Source organism: Sporanaerobacter sp. PP17-6a, from assembly GCF_900095615.1.
Lineage (GTDB): Bacteria > Bacillota > Clostridia > Tissierellales > Acidilutibacteraceae > Acidilutibacter > Acidilutibacter cellobiosedens.
Genome location: NZ_FMIF01000009.1, coordinates 20,189 through 30,895 on the forward strand (window position 1 = coordinate 20,189; position 10,707 = coordinate 30,895).

The window sequence follows — 10,707 nt, forward strand, 5'->3', positions numbered from 1 at the left end:
GTATTACTAACTGGCTACTTTTATCTCTTTTGCATCCTGCATTATTATATTTTGATATTTTAAATCATCCCACAGAAAAGCCTTTATACAATAGTTTCCCGTATCCGGTACTAAGAAACCTGCAGTCAGCTCCAGCTCCTCTTTGCCTTCCAGTTCTTTTTTGACTATTGAATAATTCAACAGTCTATTGGTTTCATTATCATATAAAGTAATTATCAGTGTTGCCGGCCTTCTTTCTTCCGTTAGATTTCTCAGCTTTACCTTTGCGTTGGCTTGCTGTCCGTTTTTAACCTCTATGTCTCCGATGTACTCTATTTCGAATTCTTTTTCATGTATTTCCAACACTATGCTATCTTTTATATCATTACCTTTTACTTTTGCCGTTATTGTCACATTTCCCGGTTTTTTAGTTGTTACTCTGCCGCTTTTATCTACTTCTGCAATTTCATTATCGGAACTGGTCCATTCAATTTCCTTGACGGGTACTATTTGTCCTTTTTCATCATATCCTGTTACAAATAATTTTATCGTTTCACCCTCCGTTATTTTATCTGTGTCGGGTTTATTTATCTTTATCCCGGCTACTTCATTGGTATTAAGCCTTATTTCATTAAACATGGATTTACCTTTATATACATCTGCCAATGCAATAAATGCCTGTTCCGTTACACTGTCTATTTCCGGTTCCTCCGGATTCCATTCCGATTCTTTTTCAAAATGTCCGTCTTTATAGAAATTCATCAAGGAGTCCACCATGGTTTTTCCACCTTTAGTCCATTTTTCAGACAAGGGATCTTCTCCTGCTGCTATTAATCCTTGGAGAACTGCCGATGCAGAATATGGGTTTTCCGAACCCCATACTATAAATCCACCAGTATTTGCATCCTGTTCTCCTCTTAGATAGTTTAGACTCGTGTCAATTGCGGTTTGAACCCCGGATTTGTCTCTATGTCTTGCCAGCGCCGTCAATACCATCCCGGTTTCATCAACTCCTCCGAAACTGCCGTCAGCCTTCTGATAACTTAATAAGGCCTTTACCGCATTATCTTTATTGTAATCCGCATCTGCCATATCCAATGCCGATACACTAAAGGCAAGGATTGTAGAATAATCATCATATTTCCCTATGATGAATTTACCTTCTTCATTTTGTGCATCTACTAAAGATTTTACATAGTCTTTGTTGTTATGACTATAGGGATTTTCCCCCGCTGCTATTAATCCCATTATATTAGATACATGTTCTGATACGGATTCAGGATTTTCATTGGTTTCAAATTTAGAATTTATTTCAATTAAATCTTCTTCTAAATTATCACTTGTGAAATTATATCCAAGTGCAGCTCTGAAAGTAAATTCATCTTTATAGAAGTAATATTTTCTTAAGGCTTCTATTGCATCTTCTATTGTTAAATCTTTTTCCGCCACTCTTATCTTCACAGTATCTTTTATATTTTTATTTTCTGCGAGAGCTGCCGTTATATTTACTTCTCCCTCTTTATGTGCCGTTAACTTTCCGCTTTTATCTATTGTGGCTACTTCAGCATTGGAGCTTAACCACATTATCTCTTTATCGGTTAATATCGCATCTCCTTTACGGACTTCCGCCGTCAGCGGTAATTCTTCTCCTACTTTTACGGATGTTCTGTCAGCTATTATTCTTATAGTTAATTCTTCCGGTTCTTCACCTGTCAGTTCTTTCCAAGTTGGTGCTTCATCCCTCATATAATCATAAGTACAGAACCAAATAACCTTATCTCCTTCTTTAAGTTTTACTTTATCAGCAGTTGTATCCGGAATCTTATCATTAACAGTAAACATCCAGCCACCTGTATCCGGCCCCGTAATTCCGTATATGGAAGTTATCCAACCGGCCGTTCCTTCATATTCATCAGTAGTCGCCTGTAACGAACCAAATACAGTAAACCCTCCGTCATATTCGTCTTTGTCTATAATCACTTTTTGCGGAGCGGATTTTATTTCATAATCTCCGTCTTCGTTAAATACTATTATGGCCGTATTTACTTCCAATGTCTTTAATTCTTCTACAACAGTTATTTTAAGGTTATCTCTGATTTCAGTATCATTAACCGTAACGGTTATCGTAGCTTCTCCTACACTTTTAGCTTCCACGTTTCCATCCGTTACAGCAGCTATATTTTCATTTGAACTTGTCCAAATCAACTCTTGACCCGACAGTATTTTCCCGTCTTTATCATATACCTTTGACGTTAACGGTAAAGACTGTCCCACTTCCATTTCGGTTCTATCAGGTTTAACTATCTCCACTCTGTCAGGTACCACACCCGGGTCTGTCTGTAATCTTAATAGTTCAAACATGGACCTTTGGTTCTTTAAATCCATTAATGCACCGAAAGCAGTGTATGTTGCTTCATAATAAGTATATTCATCTTCTTCGCCTTTTCCATAGCCACTGTTTTTCATATTATCCTTTACGGTTTTGCTCTTTACTATGGCATTAAGCATAGTTGAACCGTTCTTTATCCATTCCTCATCTTCCAATGGGTTTATTCCATTTGCTATTAAGCCCTGAATAACTCTTCCTGTTGCTGTCGGACTGTTGGTTCCCTTTTCAAATCCAGATTCAATATCAAATCCTCCGTCTTTATTTTGTTTAGTCTTCAAATAAGCCAGTATCTCATCTATTTTAACATGTACACCATCTATATCTTTATGGTTTGATAAGGCTAACAATACTATTCCCTCTGTCTTTATATCTTTATAGGTATGAGAGTCACCTTTTTTATCATATATCTCTATCAATTTTGAAACTATTTTTTCTTTGTTATAGTTTCCGCCGGCCATGTCCAGAGCTATGACCGACCTTGCCTGTGCTTCTACGGAGTTTTTATCACTATCTGCTTTTACAAATTCCCCTTCATTTTCTCCGTCCGACTGTTGTGATTCTTCTAATTCTTTTACTAAATTTCTGATTTTACCTTTATCGTTATACTGTCTTGGGTCTAAATCGGCTCCTATTAATGTTATTATGGATTGAGACAACTGATATGAGGATTTGTTGTCTTCATCTATATAAAGATGCTTTTGAATATTGTCTACATCCATTCCGGCCAATCTTGCCGCTCCCGGTGCCATCATTTCTAAACCTGCATTTCCTGTGCTTCCGCTGCTGTCTTCTGTCATATATGCTTCATAGCATTGCTTCAGGAATTCTATTTCTTCGTCTAAATCTATCGGTGTCACAGGTTCTACTGGTTCTTCTCCTTCTTTTGTGTATGTGAAAACTATTGTGTTTTCTTTATTATTTAATGTTACTGTTTGTGATTCCGGTGTTATATAACCTTCTATATCTTCCGGCTCAAAGGTGTATTGTTTATTCATTTGATAATAGTTTGGAGATAATTCGTCTAATCCTAAAACTATACCCCAGCCGATATCATAAGGATCATTATAATCTAACAGGTATTCCTTACTCCCTTCTTCAATTACCAGATTTGGTTCCCAGCTGGTACCTATATTTTCAGCCTTTTTTAATTCTTTTCCTACAACCGTTTTATTATTCTTTATACCCTTACCTTCCTCATCTTTATACTCCATTGTTACTGATGCGGGATTTACTATTCCGAAGGTATTTTCAGGTGTTGCTCCCGAATTATTGTATACCCTTGCAAATTTAACTTTTCCTGTCCAATCATCTATTTTTATCTTATTTGCACTAAATACGGCATTGGCACCTTCTTCCGGCCATTCTTCCACCGTATTCGGAATGATAACTTCATTAATTGAGTTGTTGGCAAAAGAATTGATTTCCAGCTTTTCTATACCTTCTTCAAAAGTAATTTTTGTTAACCCGGCATTATTGAAAGCATCTTTCTTAATCTCTTTAATATTTCCGGGTATATAAACTTCTCCCAATTCACAATACCTGAAAGCTTCTTCTCCTATTGTTTCTAAGGTATTAGGAAAAGAAATTTCCTTTATATTTTTTTTGTTGGAAAATGCTTTATTCCCTATATGTTTTACTTGTACACCATATATCTCTTCCGGTATTACTAAGTTTTCCGGTATTTCTTCGCTTTCTTTATATCCTGTTATAGTACCTGTTTCTTCGTCGAACTCAAATGAAGTTTCCTCTTCCCTAGGCGTTACCGTTACATCAATACTCCCTGTTATTTCCGGATTTGAGTCCAGTCTTGCTATTACGGTTACGGTGGTTTCTTCCGAGACTTCTCCGGCTTTAAAAGTATCTAAATATAAATATCGTAATACAGCAGGATTTGAACTCTCAAATGTTACTTCTTCTTTTTCTAATTCTTCTCCGTCACCGTTTAAAACTTTAGCGAATATTATTTGTTTATCCCCCGGGTAAAGCGGTGTTATCTGCTGCCCTCCCGGAAAGCTTAATTCTATACTTGCCGGTTTTGTCGGATCTTCTACCGGTTCTTCTCCTTCTTTTGTATATGTGAATGCTATAATATTTTGCCTGTCATTTAATGTTACCGTTTGCGATTCCGGCGTTATATATTCTTCTATTTCTTCCGGTGCGAATGTGTATTGCTTATTCATTTGGTAGTAATTTTCCGATATTTCATCTATTACATTTATTAAATTATATCCAACACTTTTATCCACATCATAATTCGATAAATCTTTTCCTGAACCTTCTACCGCTATCCATGTTGAACCTTGTTTTTCTGCCCTTTTTAATTCTTTTCCTACTATGGTTTTGCTTGAAGCTATTTCTGCACCTTTACTATCTTTATATTCTATAGTTACAGATGCCGGATTTACTATTCCAAAAGTATTCTTAGCTGTTGCTCCTGAATTGTTGTATACTTTTGCTAATATTAAATCTGTAGCACTTTTATTATTAATGTCTCTGTTGTTTCTTCTAAATATCGGCTCATCTTTTCCTGTGGGCCAATTTTGTACTGTACTCGGTATATTTATTTCTTCTACAGAGTTGTCTTCAAATGCCTTTGCGCCTATGTTTTTTAAGCCTTCATGCAATATTATATTAGTTAATAAGTTTGTCTTAAATGCCCCTGCCTGTATTTCTTCTATATGCGAAGGTATTTCTATTTCTGTAAACTTATTTTCCATCAGAGCTTCTTCACCTATGGATGTAAGACTTTCAGGAAATTCTATAGCTGTCAATTGATTATAAGCTAAAGACCTTTTCCCCAGCGTAGTCAATGTGCTAGGTAATTCTATACTTGTAAAATTATTTTTTTGAAATGCCATATACCCTAAAGACTCTAAACCTTCCGGCAATACCACACTATTAAGCTGTTTATTTATTCCCCCGCCATACTGTGAATAATAAAACGCATTATCTCCTATATGTTTTACCGGTACACCGTTTATCTCTGCCGGTATTACTAAATCCGCCGGCGGGTTTCCATCTTTATATCCTGTTATAGTTCCTGTCTCTTCATCAAATTCAAATGGTGTATCCTCCGAACCCTGAAGTTCAAACTCTTCTTCTTTTGGTTCTTCTGTCTTTCCCGTTATTCCCTGTTCTTCTTCCTCGGAAGGTTTTGTTTCTTCGGAATTTGTTGATTCCTTTGTTCCTTGGAGTTCTTCCGTTATACCTATATTGGCTTCCCGGGCATCGGCCATATTGCTGACAACCAAAGAAATCGGAGATAAAATTATACTCAATGCTACCAATATAGATAAAAATCTGAATCTTTTTTGCATATCCTCACTCCTCATCTTTTATTATTCGAATCTATTTTACTAAATATTTGAAATAAATTTTTTAATATAATACTCACCGGTTGATGGTATTAAAAATACGGTTTCCATATCAATTTCTTCTTTCGGACCAAATTCTCTGTTTATTGACGAATAGTTAATCAACTTATCCGTCTTTTTGTCATATAAACCTACTGTAAATGTTACTTTTCTGCTTTCATCGGTAAGATTGGTCACCTTGTATTTCAATTCGGTATGTTTGCCGTTAACTATAGCTTCCCCTGATAAAGATTCTATTTTGAAATTCTTGTCATTTTCATCTCCTTCCCCTTCTGTAAGCTCTGCCCATGTCGGTACCTGTCCATCCATACCTTTGGGGCTATAAAACCATACCACCTTATCTCCTTCTTTTAAGGTTGCCTTATCCGGAGTAACATCAGGAATTTTATCGTTAACAGCATATATCCATCCGCCCATACCTTTATTTTCGATTCCGTATATGGATGTTACCATACTCCCCGTCATTTCATATAATGATGTAGTTGCCTGCAAGGATCCTAAGGCTGTTAATCCTGCACTATGAGATTTAGTACTTATCGTAACTTGTTTAGGGTCGGATTTCATTTCATAGTCTTCTCCCTTGTCTACAGCTATGGCTGTATATACATCTAAAATTTTTTCCGGTTCTTCAGGTTTATCCGACAATGTCCTTGACCTTACAATATAATCGGAGTATCCCGCTTTTTTTAAATCCACCAATGTATAAAGGGATTTTTGTGTTGCAGCAATCCATCCCCTGTTGTTTTCACTTTCCCCTTCCAAATTATCAAATGAGCCGTTATCTTTCCATAATATAAACATGGATTCTATCGGATTTCTATCTCCTTTAGTCCATTTCTCGGATGTCAGATCTTCCCCTACGGATAACAGGCCGCTGATTACTTCGGCATTATTCCCTGTGATATATGTTTCCGTATAAAAAGCTCCGTCGTCTTTCTGTATGGAGTGTAAATATCCTATAGCTTTGTTGATACTTTCTCCCACACCGTTAAAATTTTTATGTCTGCTTAAAGCCTTCAAAGCATATCCGGTATTTATCGGTACCGAAGATTCTCCCCTTTCTTTAAATCCACCTTCCCCGGTCTGTGCCAAAAGTATATTATTTATAACTACACTTTCATCATAAGGAATTTTTTGGTCTTCATATTTTTCATTGTATCTGTCTACAGCTATTACAGCCTTTAAATAATTTTGATTTCCGTAGCCATAATCCCCTTTGTTTATTTCTTGGACTATTTCTTCTATTAAATTTCTGCCTTTAAAATCAGCCGGATTTTCACCTATATCCAGCATAATAAGGGCTTGGTTAGCCTTACTTGCTAAGTATTGTAGATTTATATCATATGACGGTTCATAGTTTTTATTGGCATACCATTTATCTAAATTCATTCCTGCCCTGGTAAGGGTTGCGGTTTCCCACGCGTCAAGGTTACCTTGGTTTTCCGTATAATATACGGTTTCATAATAAGCCTTTACAGCTTCAATAAATTTATCAAGGGTATTATCCGCTTCTTCTTCATTCTCGAAAACTGCTATTGCAGTACTATCTTTAATATCTGTATTCTTAATCTTTGCGGTGATATTTACAGAACCGGCCTTATGTGCCTCAGCATCGCCATTTTCATCAATAGAAACTATTTCAAAATCAGAACTCGTCCATTCAACCCCATTGTCTTCCAATTCATTTCCATTAACATCCAGTACAGTAGCTTCTAATTTAAATTTATCTCCCTTTACTATCGGAGTATCTTTCAATCCTTTGATAATTATCTTTGCAGGTTTACCAATTATTTGTTCTACTCTAATAGTTATTTCATCATATATATCTTCAAAGAACTTTACCTTTACTCTTACTTTGGTCTGTCCTTCTTTTAATCCCTTTACATTTCCATCTTGAACTTCCACTATAGTATTGTCTAAACTTTCCCAGACAACTTCCTTATTCACAGGTTCTCCATTTTCAAATACTTTAGCTTCTAATTTAATTGTTTCTCCTTGCTTCAAAGTCAGTTCTTTTGATTCTCCCTGTATTTCTATGGTGAAATCTTTAGGTTTTTCATTACCCAGTTCATAATACATGGATTTATTCGCACTTAAATCCACCAAAGCTGCAAATCCATATACCTCTTGCCCGCTTTTTGGATATGCATTATCAGGCAATACTTTAAATTGATCCCCTACTTTTAAGCTCAATAATGTATCTAATAGAGTAATTTTATTCCCATACTTATCTTCTTTTGTCCATTCATCAGAATATATATCTTCACCGGATGCTATTAATCCTTGAATTGCAAAAGAGTGGGTTTTACAGTTTTCTATTAATGCATTTTCATTTTGCACAAATTTCAGATGGTTTTTTATACCTTGAACAGCTTCTTCAACACCTTCCAAATCCTCATGTTTTGAAAGAGCTATAAGGGCTAATGAGTTAAGTTCATTGTTTGGGTCATCATTACTTGTATTCTTTATATAATATCTTCCCGAACTATTTATAAATTTACTTAATAATGAATTTACGGCTCTTTGTTCGTCATAATCTGCTCCCGCCATATCTAAGGCTATTATGGCATTGATTAACCATTCTGGATTTGTATCCTCATAAAAATTGCTATCCAATATTTCTTGAACATAATTTTTATCATAATAATCCTTTGGATCTTTTCCAATGGCAATAGCCATCATTATATCCTCTGCCCTCGTATTGGCATTGGGAAAATAGCTATATTTTGATGCTTTCTCGGTTATATGGTCTTCGTCAACTCCCATAAGCTTTAAACCCATAGCCGTAGTGTATTCATATTTGTCGGGATTGTTTACAATGCCTTCTTTAACTTCTTCTAATGCTTCACCAATTCTCTCCTGTCTTGTTACTATTTTTAAATCAACACTATCTGATAACACTTCGTCTTCATTTTTTTCGACCGATGCTGTAATTGTAATATTTCCTGATTTTAATGCAGTCAAAATACCGCCCTCGTCTAATTCCGCCAATCCTTCCGGTGATAATTTCCACTTTATATCAATTTGCTCAAGCATTTCTCCTTCCGCATCTAAAACATCAGCCGATATTTTTGTTTTTTTACCTACCTCTATTTCTGACAGTTCTCCGTCAATTTTTATATCTATGCTATTAAGTTCTACTCCAACTATATTTATCGCAATTGATTTTTCCACATTTTCAAATCCCTTTATTTTAACGGTAATATTAGCCGTACCAATCTTATGACCCGTGATTGTTCCCATCTCATCTATGGTTGCTATCTCAGTATTATCCGATGACCATATGTAAGATTGTGAAAAGTCATATTTTCCATTTGCATCATAAGTTTTAGCCAACAACTGCATTTTCTTTCCAATCTTTAAATCACCGGAACCCCCTGGTAAAAATATTTTTACAGCAGTAGGGTCTCCAATTCCTGCGTTTATCTCTTTGAACATGGATTTTTCAGTATATACATCCGTTAAAGCTGAGAAAACTTCAGCTGTAGCATAATCATTATATGAACTTTTACTTTCTTTAAATTGATTTCCATCCCTTAAATCTAAAAGGCCTTTTATGGTTTCAACAGGTATATTTTCTTTAACGGCCATCAGAGCTTGTACCATTTTGGATGTAAGCTTTGCACTTTCTACTTCTTTGCCAGACCAATCTATTTCTCCATACATTCCTGAGTTAAAACGTTCGGATTCAATATAGTTTATAGTTTTATCAATCAAGTCGGTACCAATAATATCTTGATGATTGGAAAGGGCTGTTAAAGATACAGCCGTCAGTTCCAGATCTCCATCCGAACTCCAGCTCCATTCTTTTACAAAGGCCTTATCCCCTTCAACGGTAAATTTGGTTTCCAACAATTTAACAGCTTTATCCACATCATATTCTGCCCCTGCCATATCCAAAGCTATTATGGAATAGGCTATATCTTCCGCCTCATCTCCCGTATCCGTTTTAGTTTCAAAAAATCCTTCTTTCGTTTGGGACTCTGCTAAAAAGCTTAAATAATCTTTTCCCCCATAGCTTGCAGGATTAAAACCTGCTGCAATAAGACTCATAATAGATTTTGCATATTCTTTAGAAGTTGAATCTCTATAACTATCACCTATTTCAAAAGATAAATCTTCTAATCTTAATTTCCCCCGTATAGTTTTTTCATCTACACCTAAACTCTTTAATGTCATTGCTTCAGAATAAGTATATTCTTTTATTTCTTTAGAATAATATGTTTTCATATCCTCTATTGCGGCACTCAATCTATCATCTTCCAATTGATTCCCATGATATCCTAACACACCTAATTTATCAGCATAACCGTTCATATCTGCCACAGGTATACTTGACAGTATTATAACCAATGCCATAATACTGCCAAGCAATACTTTAGTTATACTTTTCATAGTCAACCTCCTCGTATTCTTTATTTTTAAGATAGAATATCTTTCGCTGTTCTATGCCTCCTCCTTTCTAAAATCTCATGTCTATTATTTATCCTTTCTCACTCTAATAAATTTTACAAAAAATAAACAGCTCTGGCTTCCAGTAAAAGTCAGAGCTGTTAAACTCATTATATACTATAATTTATAATATTTATTATATCAAACAGCTAAGTATAATTTACATATGCCTTTCGTCGGAAGGTAATGCAAATATGCCTAAGCAGGTATCCTGACTTGTGGATCAAAGCAACGTTTTCCTTCGCCTTCCCATTTATTGTATAAACAGTGACATCTTGAAGAAATGCTCCCCACTTACAGTGACCGGATCGTACAGGACTTTCACCTGATTCCCCTTTAATCTTTATCTTGAGATAAAGAACTTAAACATTTTATTATTAAGTTATTATGAAATTTAATTCTTTTGCCTATAATCAGCATAGCATATAAATCTAACTACCGCAATATCTAAAAACCGAATTTGTGGGATTCTTTAAAAATGACATTTTTTATTGCATATGTGCAAATATCTTG

Annotated in this window: 2 protein-coding genes and 1 riboswitch; both genes read right to left on the bottom strand. The window is 35.3% G+C overall.

Annotated elements, in window-relative coordinates:
* Positions 1-6: 6 nt before the first annotated feature.
* Positions 7-5,685: a leucine-rich repeat protein gene (locus tag PP176A_RS04650; protein WP_071139300.1), complete on the bottom strand. Its 5,679-nt coding sequence runs from the start codon at positions 5,683-5,685 to the stop codon at positions 7-9.
* Positions 5,686-5,724: 39 nt separating this feature from the next.
* Positions 5,725-10,137, bottom strand: coding sequence for an Ig-like domain-containing protein (locus tag PP176A_RS04655; RefSeq protein ID WP_071139301.1), 4,413 nt, complete (start codon positions 10,135-10,137; stop codon positions 5,725-5,727).
* A 241-nt stretch (positions 10,138-10,378) separates the two neighbouring features.
* Positions 10,379-10,575, bottom strand: a riboswitch (cobalamin riboswitch).
* Positions 10,576-10,707: the final 132 nt, after the last annotated feature.

Bases quoted from the DNA above. Each gene is read 5' to 3' on its own strand.
- PP176A_RS04650 (WP_071139300.1), bottom strand. From the start codon at position 5,685: ATGCAAAAAAGATTCAGATTTTTATCTATATTGGTAGCATTGAGTATA.
- PP176A_RS04655 (WP_071139301.1), bottom strand. From the start codon at position 10,137: ATGAAAAGTATAACTAAAGTATTGCTTGGCAGTATTATGGCATTGGTT.